A 20675-nucleotide genomic window follows, 5' to 3' on the forward strand; every position below is an offset into this window, starting at 1 on the left:
CTGCAAAAATTCGTTAATTTTATTTGATATTATAACTATATGATGAAATTAAAAAGTTAGACATTTCTTTCCATAATTTATTTTATTGTTAAATTCATATAATCAACCGGTGAAAAATCCAGTTCCTCTATAATTTTATTATACCGATACATCCAGCGTTCACTAATTCCAGCATGCTCAGCAACTTGTTCTACCGGTGCTCCGCCATGAAGCATATAAGTAATAGAAGCATTTCTTATATCTTGCAAATTAAACTTTCTGTTAATACCTGCTTTATCAATTAATTCTCGAACCATATTTTGTAATGTCCGAACTTTTAATTGCCCCCCTCGTTGATTTTGAAATAAAAACGGATTGCATCCAAATTGTTCTAAATATGACAATAAGTATTTTTTTACATCATCTGGAATTTTAACATAACGACGTTTTCCATTCTGTTCTAGCACCAAAAACATAATGTTTCTGCCATCTATACATATGTCATTTGGCGTAAGTCTGCAAATCTCATCTGACGTAAGACTGCATCGCAACACAAGTAATATCATTAAAAAAAGCATTGGATTGTCCTTAGCTTCCTCTAAAATAAAATCTAGTTCTTCCAAAGTAGGAATCTCTTCAATATGGAGATAGTTATCGTAATCTGGCGATTTTATTTTGGTATATACATTTACATAATCAGGACAGCCGAATCGCTTTTTATTTTGATATATAAAAGTTCCTACACTTCTTAGCATTGCTAATTTTGTCTGTATTGTTCTTTTAGAAAGTGATTGTTTCCCATACGAGATTAAATCAAAATATGCCTTTGCATCTGTCAATGTAATCTCTGTAAAATCACAATTCAAATATTCGCAAATCGTACGGATTGCAGAAAAATAATTCTTTTTTGTATCTTCTTTTTTAAGACGCTGTTCAAACTCGAACCAAATATGCTCAATAAACCATATGGATGGAAATTTTTTATTATTCATATTATTCTCCTTTTTTATTTGAACCAATTTTTTATTATTATATCATATTTTATTTTGATTTTATTGATTTTGTAATTTTATTTTTATTTAATCATGAATTTTGAAAGTAATTTTAAAATCTTTTAGCATATTACGTATATTATAGTACTTGCTTGACTTAAAAAAACATCTTCCCTTGAATTTTCTGCTGCCCTATGGTACGATAAAATTAATAAATGATAAAAGAGGGAGGTACCACAAATGCCATGGTGTCCAAAATGTAAAACAGAATATCGAAATGGAATTACAGTCTGTACAGACTGCGGTACTACACTTGTAGATGAATTAGAAGAAGAGGTTGTTTTTCTTCCGGTTATGGCATGTCTTGATAAAGATCTCGCACATCGTTTTTTAGATTATCTATATTATTCTAATATATCATCAGGTAAAATTGAACAAAACGATATCACTTTTGAGTATTCCGTTTCTGTTACAAAAGAAGAATTCAAACAGGCAAAAAAATTATATTCTGCCTTTTATGAAATCGAAGCAGAGAAAAACTCTAAAAATAAAACGGAAGAATTTCCCGATGAAGAAATTGCCAGTTCGACAGAAAAAATAGAACAAATGCAGAATCAAAAAATTGCAGATGAACTGCGCTCACCTAAAAATGCTTCTACCGTTTATGTCCGTAAAGAAGAAAAATATCAAGATATTATTTCTACTGCTTATGTTTTTCTTCTTGTTGGTGTTCTTGGCATTGTGTTTGTCGTTCTAAATTATGTTAATATCATTACATTTATAAACGGACCATTTTCATATGTATTATATAGTGCTTTATTTATCGGATGTCTTGTCGCTTCTGCACTATCCTTCCGAAGTGCCAAAGAGGCAAAAAAACAAATTTCTACCGAAAACTCATTAACAGAAAAAGTAAATCAATGGTTAAAGGATACTATCACAAAAGAATCTCTTCTTTCTTCCCATGAAGAAGGATTGAGTGATGAAGTAAATTTTTTAAATGAAATGAACTACTTAAAAACCCTTGTGTGTGAAGAATTTCCTGAATTAGATGAATCATATGCCGACACTTTATGTGAAGAATACTATAATGAATACTTAGAATAACTTTCTAAAAAGCGGAAGTTTCCAATTCAAAAAAACTGGAAGCTTCCGCTTTTTTGCTTCTGAATCTATTGTCTTACATAAACAATTCTTCTATTTCTTCTTTTGAAAGTTTATTAATAAATACTTCCTTTGCAGAAATAACGGAATCAGACAATTCTTTTTTCTTCTCTTGCAATTTATATATTTTCTCCTCAATTGTTCCTTTCGTCAACAACTTAATTACATGCACCGTATTTTTTTGTCCAATTCGGTAAACCCGGTCTGTCGCCTGTTCCTCTACTGCCGGATTCCACCAAGGGTCGTAATGAATAACCGTATCTGCACCTGTCAGATTTATTCCTGTTCCACCCGCCTTCAATGATATTAAAAATATTTGGCGTTCACCCGAATTAAACTGATTAACCATTTCAATTCTATCTTCCGGTTTGGTAGAACCATCAAGATAAAAGAAAGAAATTCCCTCTTCCTTTAATCGTTTTCCAATCATCTGAAGCATAGATGTAAACTGGGAGAACAAAAGAATTCTATGACCACTTTCTAAAATGGATGGAACCTGCTCCATTAACAACTCTAGTTTTCCACTTCCACCATTATAATTCTCAATAAATGTAGATGGATGACAACAAATCTGACGGAGCCTTGTCAATGCAGATAAAATTTGAACCTGACTTTTTTCAAATCCATTTTCCTTTACGGTCTTCCACACTTCTTCTCTAAAGTTTTCTAAATAAGATAAGTAAACCATATTTTGTTTTTCCGTCATTTCTGTTACAAGTTTTGTTTCTATCTTCTCAGGCAGTTCGGTTAACACATCTTTTTTCATTCTTCGCAGTACAAACGGCTGTATCCGCTTACTCAACTTCTCCCTTATCTGCTCATCTTCATCTCTCATAATCGGTTTTTCATACTGTTCAACAAATTTGGAATGTGTAAGCAAATATCCAGGCAAAATAAAATCAAAAATAGACCAAAGCTCCGATAAAGAATTTTCAATTGGCGTTCCTGTCAAAGCAAACTTGTGCTTCGCAGGTATCCGTTTTACTGATTTTGCATTTTGAGAACCCGGATTTTTAATAAATTGTGCTTCATCAATAAACATAGTATCAATTGATAACGTTTTATATAACTCATAATCTCTTCGAAGGAGAGGATAAGAAGTGATTAAAACATTAATATCATCTAAATCACGTAGTAATTCCCGACGAACCTCCGGCGCCCCGCTAATAATACGGCTTTTTAGCATAGGTGCAAACGTCTGAAGTTCATCACACCAGTTATAAACAAGCGAAGTAGGACAAACAATCAAATGTAGTCCGCCTGCACACGAAGTCAGATAAACAATTGATTCCAGTGTTTTTCCAAGTCCCATATCGTCCGCTAAAACGCCTCCCAAATTGTGCTCTGCCAATGTTTTTAGCCACCGATAACCTGTTACCTGATAGTTTCGAAGTTCTGCCTGAATCTCCTTTGGCACACGATACTTGTGTTTCCCAATCTGTGTCAGCTCAGATAACATCGTTTGAAATGAAGGTTCCCTTTGAACCTCAACTTCTTCTTCCACTTGCTTTAATAAATCATCTAAATAAAATGAGGAATATTGCGGCAAGGAAAAATGATTCTCTTTATAATTTTGATATGACAGATTTAACTCTTGTAAAAAAGCCAAGCTTTTTTGGGCTTCATCTCCCTCTAAATTAATAAAACTTCCGTTTTTCAACCGATGATACTTCTTTTTTAACTGAAGAGAACGAAATACTTCTCTCAATTCCTCCTTTGGAACATTTTCATAATTGAAATCCATTTCCAACAAGTTCATATCATTATTAACACGAACATTTGTAGAAACCGTTCCAGTCGAACGAATTGAAATTCCCTTAAAATCATCCGAATAAAAAATATTATAGTTTTCATTTAACGTTTTAATCCCATCTGTAATAAATGAATATATTTCTTCCTCTTCTCGCAATAAGAAAAAGTCCTTCTGCGGATAGAACCTAAAATCTTCAAACCAATTAAGAACTTCTTCCTCTTTCTCTTTCTGCCTTACAATCACAATTCCATGAGGAATCGAAACAGCTAACGGATTAATTTCATACTCCCCATATTTAAATTTTATAACTGCTTTAATATAATTTTTATATCGATCTAAATATATATCTGTTACGATATCATCGACAATATAATTTTCCCTTAACTTATCTGGAATGTCAATTTTCATCGTTTCATGAATATTAGGGAGAACTAAATCCAAAAATCGTTTCTTGTCTTCTCCTTTAAAAATCAGAGAACTTCTTTGTTTTCCAAAACTTTTATAAAATGGGAGTAAATTACGAATGAATTTTTTGTCCGGCATATAAATAGCATTGTTATATAACAAAAAGCTTCCGTCCGCAGATAATGAAATAATTCCAGAAGGACTATTATAATCCAAAAATACTTCATCTTCTTTTGCCGAAATATGAAACCTCAAATCGGGGTTTCCATCAAAAAACCTAACATTATCATATTCCGTTTCATGTAAAATCAGCGTAAATGTTTCTCCTTTTGTTTCATGCAAAAGTTTTGCAAACATCCGCTTTGTAAGCATCATATCCGCTTTCGAAAATAATGTCGTACCATAAGACCTTGTCAAATATTCCTGAATCTCACAGACTTCTAACAAATACTCCATAATTCCTTTTGAACGACGACTAAATCTACTCTCGCCGGGTATAAAACGAAATTCTTTTCCAAGAGAAATTGTTTCCTGATTTTTATAGTCAAGTAAAAACCTCTTCAGATTTTGTACTTTATACATTTTCGTGCTTCCAACCCGAATTGAAAGATTTACTTTTCCGTCTTCTCGGATTAAATCCGGTATACTAAAAATCGGCTTTATATCAAACGTTTCGCCATATAATTCTTTATAATCTAATTTATTAAAATACTCCAGTATATTAAAGATTATTTTTTCTTCTCCCTTACGTTCACTTCCTTCTGCCCGTTCCATATAATCATTAATAAACAGCAATGCTGCGATAATATGCTTGCATGCTCCACCTTTCTGCTTGGCATGCTCCGGGCAATTGCAGCTATATTCAATTGTTCCATCTTCTTTTGGAGATAATATGACAGAATAAGGGTTTTTTCCAGTTACGGTCGCTCGATATTGTTTTAATTTATTAGACCAAGTTACATTCGACACTGCTCCATTTTTAAAATACCGTACACCACGGCTATATATCATTTCATCAACTGCAAGTTTCTTTATTGTCTCTTTTGATAATTTTAACAAAGACCGTACACCCTTTCTTTTTATCATTCAAATTTACAGTAATCAATACATTATAACACATACAAAATAAAAAATCACTACATGAAAACAAATTATTTTTTTAATCTGCCTATTGACAAATAAATTTCTTTGACATAAAATGTTGGATAACAAAACAACAAAATTCAAACCGATGAAAAAGACGAGTACATATATACACTAATTTCCAGAGAGCGACGGTTGGTGCGATGTCGTAATAAAGCATATATGGAATGGACTTTTGAGGGCAGACCGAACGGATATCCCAGTAGGCTCTGATGGGAACTCAACCCATTACCAATGAGCTTATGTGTTAGCATAAGAGAAAGTGGATGTATTTTTAATACGTCAATTTGGGTGGTACCGCAGGTTTATACTCTTGTCCCTTAGATTAGGGGCAAGAGTTTTTTTATTGTATAGGAAATTACGTCCTATGAATTAAAAAGCCCTCCGGGCGGGAACGCACTGCGTCGGATAGAAAAGAAGGAGGTTCATTATGAGAAAAAAATTTTTAATTGGATTGCTTACTATAACAACAACATTCTCCCTTTTAACAGGATGTACACAAAGTACCAAGTCAGGTGAAGTTACTTCTATCACCGTTGGAATTGCACAAATTGCTCCACATGGTTCTTTGGATAATTGCAGAGAAGGATTTATTAAAGGTTTAGAAGATGGTGGTTACAAAGAGGGAAAGAACTTAACACTCGATATTAAAAATGCACAGGGCGATACTTCTAATGCTGCAATGATTACAGATACATTCGTTTCAAAAAAATACGATTTGATTTGTGGAATTGCAACCCCTACTGCAATGGCAGCCTATAATTCCGCAAAAGACACAAATATACCAGTTGTCTTTACTGCGGTATCCGATCCGGTATCCGCCGGTTTGGTTACCTCTCTTGATAAGCCAGAAAGTAACTGTACCGGGACGAGTGATTCTCTTCCTCTTGAACAGCAGATGCAAATGATTCGTGCAATGATGCCAAACGCAAAAACAATTGGTATTCTTTATACAACAAGTGAGGTAAACTCTAAAACACATTTAGAAAGATTCAAGGAGCTGGCGCCAAACTATAATTTTAAAATTGAAGCAATTGGTGTAAGTACAGCTTCTGATATTCCAATTGCAATGGATACTCTTGTAACAAAATGTGATGTAATCAATAATTTTACTGACAACAATGTTGTCAACAACTTAGATACAGTACTTGCAAAAGCCGAAGCTTACCATATTCCAGTCTTTGGTTCCGAAGAAGAACAAGTAAAAAAAGGATGTGTTGCAGCACAAAATATTGATTACTTTGCCTTAGGCGAAAAAACGGGGCAAATGGCAGCAAATATTTTAGATGGCAAAAAAGCTGATACTATGCCGGTTAAAATTATTTCCGACTGTGCTCCTGTAGCAAACAAGGAAGCAATGGAAAAATTCAATCTTGCAATGCCAAACGACTATAAGGATACTGTCACCTATCTTACAAATGACAGTCAAAAATAAGAACAAATTAAGAGGTTTTAATTATGGAACTATCATCTTTTTTATCAATTATTCAAGGAATTTTAGAACAAGGTTTTATCTATGGAATTGTAGCACTTGGAATCTATATTACTTATCATATTTTAGATTTTCCAGATCTCTCGGTAGATGGTACATTTCCTCTTGGATCTGCAGTGACTGCAGTACTGCTAATTCATGGTGTTAATCCATGGCTTACCATATTAATTTCCTTTTTAGCAGGGGCATGTGCCGGCTTTTTAACAGGCTTTTTCCATGTAGTATTAAAAATAAAAGATCTACTTGCCGGAATTATTACAATGACTGGCCTGTATTCCATCAATTTAATGATAACCGGTTACAGCCCCCTGTTACAAATCGGAGATGCAAAAACAATTTTTAACAGCGGTTTTCTTGCAAACCTGTCAAATTCTTTTGGTGTATGGAAAACTTTCATTCTAATCTTTCTAAACACAATTGTAATCAAATTATTTTTAGACTGGTATTTTAAAACAAAGTCCGGTTTTCTGCTTCGTGCTGCCGGTGATAATGAAAATATGATAACAATGCTTGCACAGGACAAAGGGAAGGTTAAAATAATCGGTCTTATGTTATGCAATGGATTGTCTGCTACAGCAGGCTCTGTTCTTTGCCAGCAGCAGCGATATTTCGATTCCAATTCTGGTACCGGTATGCTCGTTATGGGGCTTGCCTCTGTTATTATTGGAATGACTCTTCTTGGAAAATTAGCGAAAATAAAGGGAACAACAATGGTAATCTTTGGAGCGGTTCTTTATAAAGCCTGTATTGCAGTTGCTTTGAATTTAAGAATCAATCCAAACAATTTGAAACTAATTATGGCAATTATTTTCCTAATCGCCCTTGTATCAAAAGATTTATTCCGTAAAGGAGGAAAACAACATGCTTCATCTGACTCACATTTATAAAACTTTTCACACTGGAACCATAAACGAAACTACTTTATATCATGACTTTAATCTTTCTGTAAAAGAAGGCGACTTTATATCCGTCATTGGAAGTAATGGTTCTGGAAAATCTACTCTGTTAAATCTAATCTGCGGTACATTACAGGCAGATAAAGGGAGCATTTTATTAGAAGAAAAAGATATTACTAATGTAAAAGCTTATAAACGTTCTTCCTATATCGCAAGAGTATATCAAAATCCTTCTATGGGTTCTTGTGCTTCCTTTTCTATTTTAGAAAACATGGCAATCGCAGAAAATAAAGGAAAACCTTTTCTATTTAAAAAGGCGGTAAATAAAGACCGAATTGATTTTTACAAGACCCAATTAGAGAAATTGCATCTTGGTTTAGAAAATCGAATTCACGATAAAGTTGGGAATCTGTCAGGTGGACAGCGTCAGGCATTAGCTATGATAACTTCTACCTTAACACCTAATAAATTATTAATCCTAGATGAACATACGGCTGCTTTGGATCCAAAAACTGCAGATAACATAATGGAACTGACCAATGAACTTATTTTATCAAAAAAGTTAACAACTCTTATGGTTACTCATAATTTAAAATTTGCACTCAAATACGGAAATCGACTGATTATGATGCATCAGGGAAAAGCTATAATGGATCAATGCCAAACGGAAAAACAGAATCTAAAGTTAGAAGATTTACTTGATAAATTTAATGAAATCAGCATCGAATCTGGAAACTAAGCAAAAAAGTGGTCTTATATCATGGAAGTTTCTCAAACTCTCTAATGATAAGACCACTTTTCTCTTCTAAACTCTATCTTAGTTCCATCCGCAAGCTTCCTTTTCCATTCTTCGACTCAATGATACCATAAGCACCATTGATTACTGTAAACTGTGGATTCTTGTGCCCAATATCTGCATTGAAAATAATCGGTTTTTGCATATCACCCAAAATAGAAAGAACTGCTTCTTCATACGTAGTATCTGTGTAACTGGAAAACATACATGGTCTTCCAAATACAAAACCATTGACATTCTCAAACCATCCGGCTTCTTTTAATTGCCATAAACCTCTTATTAAAGCTTCACTCCCAAGATCAAAACTTTCTAAGAACCATAAAATTCCATCCTGCTTATAACGGTCAATAAAACTTCTTACATAATCATACCTTGTGCCCACTAAATTTAATAGCACATCAAGACAGCCACCAAGCAGTCGTCCTTGTATCACAATCTCTTCTTTGTCATAAACATTCGTCCAGCAAACAGGAAGGTCATTTTGATAGCTTTCTAAGCCTGTTACTTTATCATGAAAACCATCTTCATAATAATCAAAGCTTTCTTGTTTTAATAATTTTCCATTTAAAATCATAAAATTCTGTTCAACAGCCTTATGCCACGGTTCCATTCCAAAATCGTTAAAATTATTTCCATAGATTGTCGCAATGTCTAACATTGTAGTAACAGGAAATAAAAATGCAGTATTATCAGAGTAGCCCTGAAACCACTTTGGATTTTTTTTAATCAGATCAAAATCGACCATAGGAAGTATTTCACATAAAAAATCTCCGCCCTTTGCAGAAACAATTGCTTTTATCCTCTTATCCCGGTACAAATCCATTAACTGTATTGCTCTAAGTTCTTTCCTGCTGCTTCGCCCTTTTTCACTTGTGCGGACATCTTCCGTTTCCTTTACAGTATATCCCTTTTTCTTTAGTGCCAAAATTCCATGTTCCAGTCGAATATAATCTAATTCTTTTTTATTTCCATCAGATGGAGCTGTCACCCCAATCACATCACCAGGCTTTAAAAAATCCGGAAAAATCAAAATACAATCCCTCCTCTATCTTTTAATCACATTTATGACCCATATAGTAAAATCCTTTACATTCATCCAATGAAACTGTTACAAAAGTACCAATTAACTCTTCTTCTCCTTTAAAATGAACAAGCATATTATTACTCATACGTCCTGTCACATATCCTTCTGTATGCTCATTTACATCTTCAACCAATACTTCCACCCGTTTTCCCTGATCTTTCTGTGCTTCTTCTGCAGAAATTTTCTGTATTTCTTCTAAAAGCCGATCAAAGCGGTCTTTTATAACATCTTCCGGAATCTGTTCCTCCATAGAAGCTGCCGGTGTACCTGTTCGCTTTGAATAAATAAATGTATATGCACTGCTATAACGAACTTTTTTTACCACATCAAGCGTTTCTAAAAAGTCCTCCTCTGTTTCACCCGGAAAACCAACAATAATATCCGTTGTAAGTGCTAAATCAGGCATAGCTTTTTTTAAACGTTCTACTAAATCTAAATATTTTTCTTTGTCATATCGACGATTCATAATTTTTAGAATCCGACTGCTGCCCGATTGAACCGGAAGATGAAGGTGTGTACATATCTTCTTAGAATGACGCATAACTTCAATCAGCTCGTCCGATAAATCTTTTGGATGAGAAGTCATAAAACGAATGCGTTTTAATCCCTCTATCTTTTCAACTTCCTGTAACAGTTCTGCAAAAGTCATTGGGTCGTCTAACGTTTTTCCATAAGAATTTACATTTTGTCCAAGAAGCATAACTTCTACAACACCATCTGAAACTAATAATTCTATTTCACGAATAATATCTTTTGGATTTCGACTCCGCTCTCTTCCTCTCACATAAGGAACAATACAATAACTGCAGAAATTATTACAGCCAAACATAATATTAACTCCTGCCTTAAATGGATACTTTCGCTCACTTGGAAGATTTTCTACGATTTCTGTTGTGTCTTTCCAGATATCAATTACCATGCGGTCTGACTCTAAACGATTGCAAAGCAATTCTGCAAATTTAAAAATATTATGTGTTCCAAAAATAACGTCCACAAAACGATAACTCTTTTTTAACTTTTCTACAACATCCGCTTCCTGCATCATGCAACCACATAATGCAATTAACATATAAGGATTTTTTTCCTTTAATTTTTTTAGATATCCAAGTCTTCCATATACCCTAAGATTAGCATTCTCTCGAACCGTACAGGTATTATATAAGACAAAATCTGCCTCTTCTTCCTTTTCTGTTTCCTGATATCCGATTAACTCAAGAATACCAACAATTTTTTCTGAATCTCTTGCGTTCATCTGGCAACCAAATGTTTGTGTACACATACGAAGTGGACGACCAATTTCTTTACTTTTCTCCTCAATCAATTTTTTACATTTTGCCATGTAGTAATATTGTCTTTCCGGCTCCGTTGTAGGGACAGAACCTGAAATGTCAATTGTATCTAAATCAATTTTATAATTCATACTTATACCTTGTATATTGCAAGTTTTTGCAATATACAAAAATCCTTTCTTCTTATTTTTTTATATAAAATCACGTCAGAATCTACATCTTTGTCGAATATAATATGATTTTGTTTTCTATATTGATTCCGACTTTATATTCTATAAAAAAGAACCTAAATTGTCAAATAGTAAATTCATAGTCGCTGGAATGAAAGAAAGAGTGTCTTCCTAATAATTGTTAGGTTTCCACTCTTTATTTGTAGAATCATTATACTATGCTATTTGATTAATATACTCTTTCACTTTTATTAATTCATTTTCTATTGTATTCACACGAATTAAAAGAATCTCTTTTTCATTCTCAATTTTTAAAGCATTGTCCAGTTTTCTTGCTAGATCTAAATGACCTTCCGCAATAATTTTAATATTACGGTTAGTTTCATTCTCAATTGATAAATCAATTATTTTTACTTTTTGTTTTATTTCATTCAGATCAACAACGGAAGATGCAAAATCATTTTCAAGTTTTTGAACATTCTCCTTCATTTTCTGAATGTCTTCTTTTACAATCTGTAACTCTTCTCGTATTTCCTGCATATCCGCTTTTACAGTCTGTAACTCTTCTCGCATTTCCTGCATATTTTCTTTTACATCTTTTAATTCTTCTCGCATTTCCGTTCGTACAGTTTGAATATCAGTCTTTATTCCCTGCACACTATCAAATATCATTTTTAATACTTCATTATCGCTCATAAGCTTCCTCCTTTTAAGTAAATATAAACTGATATCCCTTATGTATTTTATAAACTAAATAGTGAAGCATCTCTCTACTGTTATAATATCATATTTAAAACTGAAAGTCCAACAAATTAATCTACCCACCTAATCGTTATCAAAGAATTATCTTTGCTGCTACTACAGGTGTCATAGCAACTTCGCGAAACGTTTGCCACTGATACTGCCATGATAAAGGAAACTCTGCTGCTTCTTCTACCGTTTCAATAGTAATTGCCGGGCATTTCCAATTCTCTGCAACAAAATGAACCGTATTTCCTCCAGAATCTCCCTGTTCGATTTCATGCTCTGGCTCTTCTAATTTATATCCTGTTTCTTTACTTAACAATTCTCCAATTCGTCTTTGCTCTCGATTATATACTTCATCCATTTGATTTCTATAATAAAAAATACTTTTCCCGCGCGAATGGTAATCAATATATAAGCTTGGATTCAAACGACAAAATGCCCTCATTAATATCTGTGTTTCTACTTCACTTGCTGGACAATCACGATTCCATTTTTTTCTCCATGTAATCGACGGAAAATTGCGATTTATATCAACACCTCGTATATTTTCTTTCCAACTTGCTTTTTCTGGATTTTCAATCGCCAATGTATATCCATCTGGATTAACAAGTGGAATCACACAAAATGTTACTTCTGTATTCAATAGCTTATTTATATCAACTTGTCTTCTACTCTGACAATAACGATATGCCTGACAATAATCTTCTACCATACGCATTAGTACAATCGGATTTACCGATTCTCTTCCATGAACACCGGCAGTTAAAAAAATTTTTTTCCCCCCTTTTCCTAATAATAACATAGGAATCCTTTGTCTACACCAGGAATACCCAATATTTTTACATTGTAATATCTCATGGAACGTATTCCCGAGCATAATTGCATCTTTTATCAGCTGTTCATATGTATATTTTTGATTTAGCTTTACAATTGACATATGTTCCTCCATTTTCCAGCAATCCTTACGTTTTCCACGTTTGGAATGAATTCTAATTATGACCCCAACATCATTGTATGTCTAAATCATAAAAAACATACCCTAGTTCTTATTACTTTTATCCTTTGATGATAACTCTGTTACTGTTCCATCTTCATTTAAAATTGAAATATTGTTTAACTGTCCTCTCAAATTTGCACGAACAGAAGCAATATAAGCACTTCGAAGTTTTGCCTGCTCTACTTTTTCTTCCTGCGTTAATCCTTCATTTTGGGATTTGTGATACAACTCGTTAATTCTTTTAATATCATTTTCGTTCATTTCTGCACCTTTATAAAATTCCTTTCTTTTTTATTTGTCCTTGTTTCTATCGGTTTGTTTTTATATAGTCTGTTAAATCAAAATCCTCTAACTTATGAGCCTTAAATAAAGTTCCAACGGACTCCCCATTAACAACCTTTGCAATATTATAAATATCTTTTCCATTTGAAATAACCATATCAGCTCCTGAATTTACGGCAATCTTGGCAGCAGATATTTTAGTTGCCATACCACCAGTTCCAAGACTTCCATTTGTATCCTTACCCATATGCTCTAATGATTCTGTAATTTTTTCTACAACATGAATAAATTTTGCATCTTTATTCGTATGTGGATCATCTGTATATAGCCCATCAATGTCTGACATAAGAATTAATAAATCAGCACCAATCAAAGCTGCGACTATGGCTGATAAAGTATCATTGTCACCAAATTCAATTTCGTCCGTAGACACCGTATCATTTTCATTTACAATTGGGATTACTCCCATCTGCAATAGTTCCCGAAATGTATTTTCAGCATTTCTTCTGCTTATATCATCTAACATCGTATATTTTGTCATAAGAACCTGAGCAGTCAGCTGACTGTATTCGGCAAACAATTTTTGATAAACCATCATAAGCTTTGCCTGACCGATTGCAGCACAAGCCTGTCTTACTGATAATTCCTTTGGTCTTTCTTTGATTCCCATCGCTTTTCTTCCAACGCCAATTGCACCGGAAGATACAACGACAACTTCCTTTCCCTGATTGTTCAAATCCGTAAGGATTCGAATTAATTGTTCCATCTTTAATAAATCTAATGTTCCTGTTTCTTCATGTGTTAAAGTAGAAGTCCCTAATTTAACAACAATTCTTTTTTTCTCTTTCATGTATTCTCGTTCATTCATGTCAATTCTCCTTATTGTATTGGTCGATAAACGGAAGCAATTGCCTCATAAATTTTTATTCCGTCCATCGCTGCAGAAGTAATTCCACCTGCATAGCCGGCTCCTTCCCCGCAAGGATAAACTCCCCTTATATTACTCATGTGCTCTTCATCCCGCCAAATTCGAATTGGAGAGGAAGTTCTTGTTTCTACCCCTGACAAGACCGTTTCTGGATTAGAAAATCCGCGAATTTTATGCTCAAACGCTTCCATTCCCTCTATTAAACTATGACACACATAGTCTGGAAGACATTCTCTTAAATTAGCAAACGAAGTTTTTCCTTTCGTATTGGGAATGACAGATCCATACCCACTGCTTTTCTTATTCTCTTTAAAATCTCCATAAAGCTGCGTTGGAATCAAACCATTTCCTTTTTGATATGCAGCTTTTTCCCATTTTCTTTGGAACTCTACCCCTGCCAACGGATGATTTTCTCCAAAGTCAAACGGGTTAACTGAAACGATAATCGCACTGTTCGCATTTCTTTCATCCCTTGCGGCATTACTCATTCCATTGATTGCTAAGTACCCCTGCTCTGAAGAAGAATTTACAACAAATCCTCCCGGACACATACAAAAAGAATATACTCCTCTTCCAGAGGAGGATTGATAGGTCACCTTATATTCCGCTGTCGGCAGTTTTTTATAAGCATCTCCATATTGTGCCCTACCAATCACCGTTTGCGGATGCTCCACACGAACACCAATTGCAAATGCTTTTTGCTCCATATCCATATGATGTTCATAAAGCATAGAAAAAGTATCCCTTGCGCTATGACCAATCGCCAACACCATAACATCACAAGGTACAATATCTTTCTTATTGATTTCAATTGCCTGCAGCTGATTATTTTCTACTTTAAGATCCGTAACAAGAGAATTAAAATGTACCTCACCGCCAAGGCGGATAATCTCTTCTCTTATTTGTTTCACAACTACCCGAAGCTTGTCTGTCCCGATATGCGGTTTATTTCGATATAGAATATGAGAATCTGCACCAAAATGAACTAATTCCTTTAACACCTTATGATTTCTTCCAATTGGGTCTTTCACTAGAGTATTTAATTTTCCATCCGAAAACGTGCCCGCTCCGCCTTCACCAAATTGAACATTGGAAGCAGGATTTAATTGATTTGTTGTCCAAAATGTTTCTACGGTTTTTATCCTATCTTCTACTGCTTCACCACGTTCGAATACAACCGGACAGTATCCAGCTCTGGCAAGTTCCAAAGCACAAAAAAGACCTGCCGGACCAAAACCGACTACAACAGGACGATTTTTCATCTTTTTTTCGCCAAACGGCGTAAAATGATAAGAACTTTCCGGAGCTTTTTGAATTGTTTTTGAAACCTTTCCTTTCCAAAATTGCTTCTCATTTTCTAAGCTCACATCTACGGTATAGCTATATTGAATTGCTTCTTTTCTTCTTGCATCCAAAGAACGTTTGACAAGTTTTACCGTTTGAAGCCGGTCCGGCTTTACATGAAGATGTTTCGCAATAAAAGGGAGCAAACACTCTATCTCTTCCTCCATTGATTCTGTTTTTATCTTATCTATATCTATTTTAATTTGTGATAATCGTATCATATTTTAATTTTCCACTTTCCTTTTTCTCAAATCCTGCATTTATTCCTGCAACATAGCCTGTTGACCATGCCCATTGCAAATTATAACCACCGCAGATTGCATCTACATCTAATAATTCTCCTGTCAAATACATGCCGGAAACAATTTTAGATTCCAAGCTCTGACAGTCTACTTCATTGCAATCAACACCACCAACTGTCACTTGTGACTGTTCAAACGAATTGACAGATTTGATTGTACAACTAAATTTTTTTATTCTTTCTACAATCATTTGAAACTCACTCTCACTCAGTTCAGACCCTTTTTTCTGCCTTTTAATTCCACTGCATTCTAACAAAACCGCAATTAATTTACTATCAAAAAAACCAACTAGTAAATCTTTTAATGTTTTTTCTGCATTATAGTGAATTAGCCTCTCTAACAAAAGAATTACTTCTTCTTTTGTATAATCAGGCATAAAATCCAAATCAATTTTAACTTGTTTCTTTTCCCCCAAAGCAATCGCCACATAACGACTAAGTTGAAAAACAGGAATACCAGAAATTCCATATTTTGTAAGCTGTACTTCCCCATTTTCGACCGCTTTATGTTTTCCCTCAATCAATAACTCAACCTTTGCTTTTACTCGAATTCCTGCAAGCTTTGAAAAACATGTTTCATTTGCTCTTAATCCTGCAAGTCCCGGATAAAGTTTGGTCACTGTATGACCAAGCTGTTTTAACAAAGAATAACTGCTGCCATCGCTTCCAAGCGATGCAGCTGACATTCCACCCGTTGCTAAAATAAGCTTACTGCTACTATATTGATAACTTTCTGTCAACGCAAGAAATCCGTCTTCTACCTTCCTGATTGAAGTAATATGTTCATTTAATTTTATTTTTACTTTCAAACGCTCTAATTCCAGTCGCAACGCTTCCACAATAGAAGAAGCCTGCTCGGAATACGGGTAATAATAACCATTTTTTATTCTTGGATAAATTCCCAGCTCTTTAAAAAATTCAACCGTCTGATTTTTATCAAATTGAGAAAACACCGTCTTAACAATACAGTCATTTTTAGAATGATAAAACTCCAGTTTTTGCAACTCGTTTGTATAATTACATTTTCCGTTTCCGGTTGCTAACAATTTCCGCCCTAATTTATCATTATGTTCTAATACTGTAACCGACTTGTGTTGTCTTGCACAGGCAATTGCAGCCATCATTCCTGAAGCACCGCCTCCGACTACAATCACATCTGTCTTTCCAGCCATCTTTTTCCCTCCGTTTCACATGTTTTTTTATTATAGCATGTTTTCTTATATTTGACTAGGAGGAAGTTCTTCTTGAAACAGCAAACGCATAAATAAAACGGTTTCCAATAAGAATACCGTTTCATTCATGCGTTTATTTTGCTTTCTATAGGAATCAACTTGAATAATTTTCTAAAATTCCATAAAGTTCTTGCTTATCTTTTACATAAAACCCCTGTTCTAATTTCGTAAGTTCTTCTTCGGGAAGAGAATCCACCATTAGTCCGGTATATTCAAAAACCCTCTTTTTATCGCTGTAATACACAACAATTTCACTGTTTTTTGCAACCATAAAAAACTTATAAGCTGCCTGTTTCGAATCGTAAGTTTTTCTTAATACTATTTTGTCTTTTGAAAACGATATAAGGTCATAAGCAATCAGACCATTTCTTTTTTCTTCTTTTGGCATTTCTTCTAAATAAACATTTAAGTATTCCGCCAGTTCTTCTCTCGTGTAACCGACAAATCGTTCTAATATCGACATCTTTTTATCTGTTACTGTCTTTGTTTCTATATCATATTCCTCTAAAACACATTGTGTATAAGGAGTTATTGTAGCTATTTTTGTAGTGTCTGTTTCAACCATTTCGGCTTTGCTTTTTTCTGCTTCGCTTTGTTTTTCCTCCTGCTTAAAATGCTGATAAGATAACCGATAACTTCCATAATAGCACAAGGACAATAGCATAACAGAAAAAAAAGTTCCTGCGATATAGATTCCTGCTTTTCTTTTCAATGGAATCGCTCCTTTTTCTTTCTTTTTGAATAGTCTGCCCAATATTTGGCAGACTATTCAAAAAAAGGAGTCACTTTATTTTTATTGCTACTTCTCTTCACTATAAAATTTTAAAAGTTCTTTTTGTTTTTCCGGATACAGGGCGATATAGCTTTTACCAGGATTTATCGATAATATATTACCATCCAAATCATAATAATACATTTCATGGCTCGCTTCCTTCTTTTTCCATGTTATTTCGGTCGCTTTTCCGTTCGTAATATAGTATCCGGTCCCTGACGAATTTTCAATATCCATTGTCTGATAGTCCTTCGTTCCGATATCCCATTGCTTTACAAACTGAAGAATCAGATTTTTAAAATGAAGCTGTTTTTTTGTCTGTGCATCAATATGAGGCTCACCAAATTGCCAGCGATAATACGTCTTATCTTTTTTATCATATTTGAAATAAGGCGTCGTATAACTTGAAAATCCAAGTTCCACTTTTTTCGCTTCTTTTCCATTTTTTATTGTTTGTTCCTTATCATAAAAATTAAAATGATTCTGATTTTCCTTTTTATACTCCGTCCGATATCCTTTTATTTCTGTTCCCTTCAAAATTCCTTTTTTACTTGCAAATGCATTATGAGGTGCTTTAATTGAATTATCTCTGTAAAAAACAGTCGACCCAACTGCTTCCAATCCACTTAAATTATCTACGCCTAATTGCTTCATTTTATCAATCGCCCAAGGTGTCTGACCATAGTGAACATAAATTGCATCATATTCATCTGCAATACTCACGTAATAATGTCTTGCACTCCGCGCAGAGCCAATGCGGTCTGAATCAAAATCTTCATATAATCCCATCAGACGGGTGATTCCGCCTTCAACAACTGCTTCATAAAGAATCGAAGCCTGTTCCGTAGAGCTTTGGGGACTTGCAAATTTAATATTATTTAACATAACTGCATACGGACGTTTCTTTGCAATTTTTTCATCCACCCATAATCCTGTTAATCTGCTTTTCGCTTCTCCATCGTGATTTTCTTCTTTTTCTTGCTTTGACTCTTCCTTCTTTGTTTCCTTCTGAACCACCTGTTCTTTCGAAACCTTTGTATCCTCTTTTTTACAGCCAGTGAAAGCAACAGCAAAAAGAAGAAGGACACAAATCCATTTTATTTTTTTCATAACCTATTTACACTCCTATTCTCTTGTAATTCCTAATATTTCTAGTATATCCCTTTGTTTCTGTTCCATAACAACTCGTTCCTCATCTTCCATATGATCATATCCACAAAGATGTAACATACTATGAGCCGTTAAAAATGCAATTTCCCGTTCCAAAGAGTGACCATACTCTTTTGCCTGCTCACTAGCTCGCTCGACCGAAATCATAATATCACCTAATAATAACTCCCCGGTTTCTGGATGAAAACAGTCATAAGCTTCTTCGAAATCCTCAAAATTAGAAGGTCTGTCATATTCCAGCATAGGAAACGATAATACATCGGTTGGCTTGTCCATATCGCGAAACTCTTTATTTACCATTTGAATTTCTTTGTTATTTGTCAAAACTACATTTACTTCTGTTTCATACGGGCAGTTTTCATAGTCTAATGTTTCCTCAATCACTGAGCAAATCAACTTTTCATAATCAAATGGTAATTGAATTAATTCATCACAATCAAAATGTACTGTCATACTCGTTCTCCTTTAAAATAAAGATTCTATAAAATATTGTTTTAACTTATTAAACTCAGAAATTGAAATCCCCGATTCATCTAATGCTCCTTTTGTAAACCGAATATCCATAATATTAGAAACAATTTTATTAACCGGCTGTTCTTTCAATTCCCGTCCTTCTTTTGATGCCTTTTTCTTTTCATACTCAAAGTAATGAATGGTAGAAACCACACTCTCCGCCAGCATAACTACTGCTGCCTCTTTTGACTTTGGTTTCTCAATCTTTGAATTATGCTGTTTTATAACATCTACAACTTCTTTTGGAAAATGATACTCTTTTGTGAGTAAAACTCCCTCTTCCACATAATCTTTTCCCTTTAATTTTCCAATTTCATGGTATAGTCCACCAGCCCTTGCAACCTCTTGATTACATCCAATCAACCGGGCAGCACCTGAAGATAGCTCTGCTATTTTTAAAGAATGGCCATAAAGCACAGTTGAACGTTCTCTTAACTGTTTTAGTAATTCAAAATCTTCCGATAAAATTTTTGGATATATATCTTCTGTTGAACTCCTAGCATTTCCTAGCATATCGCCATCCATTTTTTCCAATCCAATTTTACTTTCTTCCCATTCCATATACTTTGTTCCATAACGAAAGCCAAGGAATATAGAAACGGTCACAAGAACTGTTGTTCCAACTGAATAAAATGTATTTGTATTCATAGAGTCATGAAAAACAAAATTATTAGCGACAAATAACAATATAATATTGCAAGAAACAGTAATAATTGTAACATAAATAAAAGTTATCCTTTTGTCACAGTATTTACCTAATAAACATATAACCGCACCTAAAATAAAATAAAATAAAAATTCTTCAATTGTATACCGGTTTAAACTACAAACGAAATATGTAAAAATAAACTGTATCGCCAAACCCAAATAGAGATTTAAATATGCAGCAATCCACGCACCCCCTACCATCCATAAATTATATACAGGTACTGCTCCAGAGGCGATGGAAAAACAAAGTGACAAAAAATAAGAAGCTACAAACAGCTGTTGTTTTTGTTTTTCATCAATTAAGCGAAACTCATCAATATCAATTCCAAACCAGACAATTAAAACCATTAATATCGTCATTGCAAATGATTTTCTCAAACTATTTGCTTTTTGAGGAAATAAATTATTAGCAACAAATCCACCTAATATTGTTGCTAATAATAAAATTACTCCTATTAGAGTTTCCTTCTTTTTTCTAAATAACATTTTTTTCTCTTTCATAAATTATCTATCCTTTG

The 20675-nt window shown here is 34.0% G+C and carries 18 protein-coding genes and 1 other annotated feature; of the genes, 4 read left to right on the top strand and 14 right to left on the bottom strand.

The features are described from left to right. Positions 1-77: 77 nt before the first annotated feature. Positions 78-971 carry a tyrosine-type recombinase/integrase gene (locus FYJ58_RS09015; RefSeq protein ID WP_154519408.1) on the bottom strand — a complete coding sequence of 298 codons (894 nt, stop codon included), beginning with the start codon at positions 969-971 and terminating at the stop codon, positions 78-80. Between the two features lie 240 nt (positions 972-1211). Between FYJ58_RS09015 and FYJ58_RS09020 the strand changes: the two genes are divergently transcribed. Further along, on the top strand, positions 1212-2078 hold the full coding sequence (locus FYJ58_RS09020; RefSeq protein ID WP_154519409.1) for a hypothetical protein: 867 nt from the start codon (positions 1212-1214) through the stop codon (positions 2076-2078). Between the two features lie 73 nt (positions 2079-2151). Here FYJ58_RS09020 and FYJ58_RS09025 read toward each other — a convergent pair whose 3' ends face one another. Then, positions 2152-5352, bottom strand: a complete 3201-nt coding sequence (locus tag FYJ58_RS09025) for a DEAD/DEAH box helicase (protein ID WP_205839214.1) — start codon at positions 5350-5352, stop codon at positions 2152-2154. A 163-nt stretch (positions 5353-5515) separates the two neighbouring features. After that, positions 5516-5760: a binding site (T-box leader), on the top strand. A gap of 106 nt (positions 5761-5866) precedes the next feature. Here FYJ58_RS09025 and FYJ58_RS09030 point away from each other — a divergent pair. Genes FYJ58_RS09030 through FYJ58_RS09040 form a run of 3 tightly spaced genes read left to right on the top strand, consistent with a single transcriptional unit; the run spans position 5867 to position 8563 of the window. Further along, positions 5867-6871: an ABC transporter substrate-binding protein gene (locus tag FYJ58_RS09030; RefSeq protein WP_154519411.1), complete on the top strand. Its 1005-nt coding sequence runs from the start codon at positions 5867-5869 to the stop codon at positions 6869-6871. 23 nt (positions 6872-6894) lie between these two features. Continuing rightward, a complete protein-coding gene (locus FYJ58_RS09035; protein WP_154519412.1) occupies positions 6895-7815 on the top strand; it encodes an ABC transporter permease in 921 nt (306 codons plus the stop codon). Further along, positions 7790-8563 (top strand): ABC transporter ATP-binding protein, encoded by a 774-nt coding sequence (locus tag FYJ58_RS09040; protein ID WP_154519413.1) that lies wholly within the window; start codon positions 7790-7792, stop codon positions 8561-8563. The genes FYJ58_RS09035 and FYJ58_RS09040 overlap by 26 nt, the downstream gene beginning before the upstream one ends. A 73-nt stretch (positions 8564-8636) precedes the next feature. Here FYJ58_RS09040 and FYJ58_RS09045 read toward each other — a convergent pair whose 3' ends face one another. The 12 genes from FYJ58_RS09045 to FYJ58_RS09100 all read right to left on the bottom strand — a co-directional run bounded on the left by FYJ58_RS09045 (position 8637) and on the right by FYJ58_RS09100 (position 20658). Beyond that, positions 8637-9650, bottom strand: a complete 1014-nt coding sequence (locus FYJ58_RS09045; protein ID WP_154519414.1) for a S66 family peptidase — start codon at positions 9648-9650, stop codon at positions 8637-8639. Between the two features lie 22 nt (positions 9651-9672). Then, positions 9673-11124: a tRNA (N6-isopentenyl adenosine(37)-C2)-methylthiotransferase MiaB gene (gene miaB / locus FYJ58_RS09050; protein WP_154519415.1), complete on the bottom strand. Its 1452-nt coding sequence runs from the start codon at positions 11122-11124 to the stop codon at positions 9673-9675. A gap of 255 nt (positions 11125-11379) precedes the next feature. Beyond that, a complete protein-coding gene (locus FYJ58_RS09055) occupies positions 11380-11859 on the bottom strand; it encodes a kinetochore Spc7 family protein (protein ID WP_154519416.1) in 480 nt (159 codons plus the stop codon). Between the two features lie 139 nt (positions 11860-11998). Beyond that, entirely contained in the window at positions 11999-12847 is an 849-nt protein-coding gene (locus FYJ58_RS09060) for a M14 family zinc carboxypeptidase (protein WP_205839215.1), read from the bottom strand. Between the two features lie 102 nt (positions 12848-12949). Continuing rightward, positions 12950-13168: a DUF896 domain-containing protein gene (locus FYJ58_RS09065; RefSeq protein WP_154519418.1), complete on the bottom strand. Its 219-nt coding sequence runs from the start codon at positions 13166-13168 to the stop codon at positions 12950-12952. 46 nt (positions 13169-13214) lie between these two features. Further along, complete coding sequence (proB, locus tag FYJ58_RS09070) at positions 13215-14057, bottom strand: glutamate 5-kinase (RefSeq protein ID WP_154519419.1); 843 nt, start codon at positions 14055-14057, stop codon at positions 13215-13217. 11 nt (positions 14058-14068) lie between these two features. Then, a complete protein-coding gene (locus FYJ58_RS09075; RefSeq protein ID WP_154519420.1) occupies positions 14069-15682 on the bottom strand; it encodes an NAD(P)/FAD-dependent oxidoreductase in 1614 nt (537 codons plus the stop codon). Next, positions 15660-16934: a BaiN/RdsA family NAD(P)/FAD-dependent oxidoreductase gene (locus FYJ58_RS09080; RefSeq protein ID WP_154519421.1), complete on the bottom strand. Its 1275-nt coding sequence runs from the start codon at positions 16932-16934 to the stop codon at positions 15660-15662. The genes FYJ58_RS09075 and FYJ58_RS09080 overlap by 23 nt, the downstream gene beginning before the upstream one ends. Before the next feature lie 154 nt (positions 16935-17088). Continuing rightward, complete coding sequence (locus FYJ58_RS09085) at positions 17089-17706, bottom strand: hypothetical protein (RefSeq protein WP_154519422.1); 618 nt, start codon at positions 17704-17706, stop codon at positions 17089-17091. Between the two features lie 87 nt (positions 17707-17793). Beyond that, the gene (locus tag FYJ58_RS09090; RefSeq protein WP_154519423.1) at positions 17794-18876 is read right to left on the bottom strand and encodes a DUF3048 domain-containing protein; all 1083 of its coding nucleotides are present in this window, start codon (positions 18874-18876) and stop codon (positions 17794-17796) included. Positions 18877-18891: 15 nt separating this feature from the next. Next, complete coding sequence (gene ybeY / locus FYJ58_RS09095) at positions 18892-19389, bottom strand: rRNA maturation RNase YbeY (protein WP_154519424.1); 498 nt, start codon at positions 19387-19389, stop codon at positions 18892-18894. 12 nt (positions 19390-19401) lie between these two features. Beyond that, positions 19402-20658 (bottom strand): HDIG domain-containing metalloprotein, encoded by a 1257-nt coding sequence (locus FYJ58_RS09100; protein ID WP_154519425.1) that lies wholly within the window; start codon positions 20656-20658, stop codon positions 19402-19404. Between the last annotated feature and the right edge of the window lie 17 nt (positions 20659-20675).

This window comes from Velocimicrobium porci, from assembly GCF_009696045.1.
GTDB classification, from domain to species: domain Bacteria; phylum Bacillota; class Clostridia; order Lachnospirales; family Lachnospiraceae; genus Velocimicrobium; species Velocimicrobium porci.

Excerpts from the sequence above, each read along its gene's own strand:
- miaB (WP_154519415.1), bottom strand. The coding sequence starts at position 11,124 with ATGAATTATAAAATTGATTTAGATACAATTGACATTTCAGGTTCTGTC.
- ybeY (WP_154519424.1), bottom strand. The coding sequence starts at position 19,389 with ATGACAGTACATTTTGATTGTGATGAATTAATTCAATTACCATTTGAT.
- FYJ58_RS09060 (WP_205839215.1), bottom strand. The coding sequence starts at position 12,847 with ATGTCAATTGTAAAGCTAAATCAAAAATATACATATGAACAGCTGATA.
- FYJ58_RS09015 (WP_154519408.1), bottom strand. The coding sequence starts at position 971 with ATGAATAATAAAAAATTTCCATCCATATGGTTTATTGAGCATATTTGG.
- FYJ58_RS09035 (WP_154519412.1), top strand. The coding sequence starts at position 6,895 with ATGGAACTATCATCTTTTTTATCAATTATTCAAGGAATTTTAGAACAA.
- FYJ58_RS09065 (WP_154519418.1), bottom strand. The coding sequence starts at position 13,168 with ATGAACGAAAATGATATTAAAAGAATTAACGAGTTGTATCACAAATCC.
- FYJ58_RS09090 (WP_154519423.1), bottom strand. The coding sequence starts at position 18,876 with ATGAAAAAAATAAAATGGATTTGTGTCCTTCTTCTTTTTGCTGTTGCT.
- proB (WP_154519419.1), bottom strand. The coding sequence starts at position 14,057 with ATGAATGAACGAGAATACATGAAAGAGAAAAAAAGAATTGTTGTTAAA.
- FYJ58_RS09100 (WP_154519425.1), bottom strand. The coding sequence starts at position 20,658 with ATGAAAGAGAAAAAAATGTTATTTAGAAAAAAGAAGGAAACTCTAATA.
- FYJ58_RS09080 (WP_154519421.1), bottom strand. The coding sequence starts at position 16,934 with ATGGCTGGAAAGACAGATGTGATTGTAGTCGGAGGCGGTGCTTCAGGA.
- FYJ58_RS09040 (WP_154519413.1), top strand. The coding sequence starts at position 7,790 with ATGCTTCATCTGACTCACATTTATAAAACTTTTCACACTGGAACCATA.
- FYJ58_RS09075 (WP_154519420.1), bottom strand. The coding sequence starts at position 15,682 with ATGATACGATTATCACAAATTAAAATAGATATAGATAAGATAAAAACA.
- FYJ58_RS09055 (WP_154519416.1), bottom strand. The coding sequence starts at position 11,859 with ATGAGCGATAATGAAGTATTAAAAATGATATTTGATAGTGTGCAGGGA.
- FYJ58_RS09030 (WP_154519411.1), top strand. The coding sequence starts at position 5,867 with ATGAGAAAAAAATTTTTAATTGGATTGCTTACTATAACAACAACATTC.
- FYJ58_RS09020 (WP_154519409.1), top strand. The coding sequence starts at position 1,212 with ATGCCATGGTGTCCAAAATGTAAAACAGAATATCGAAATGGAATTACA.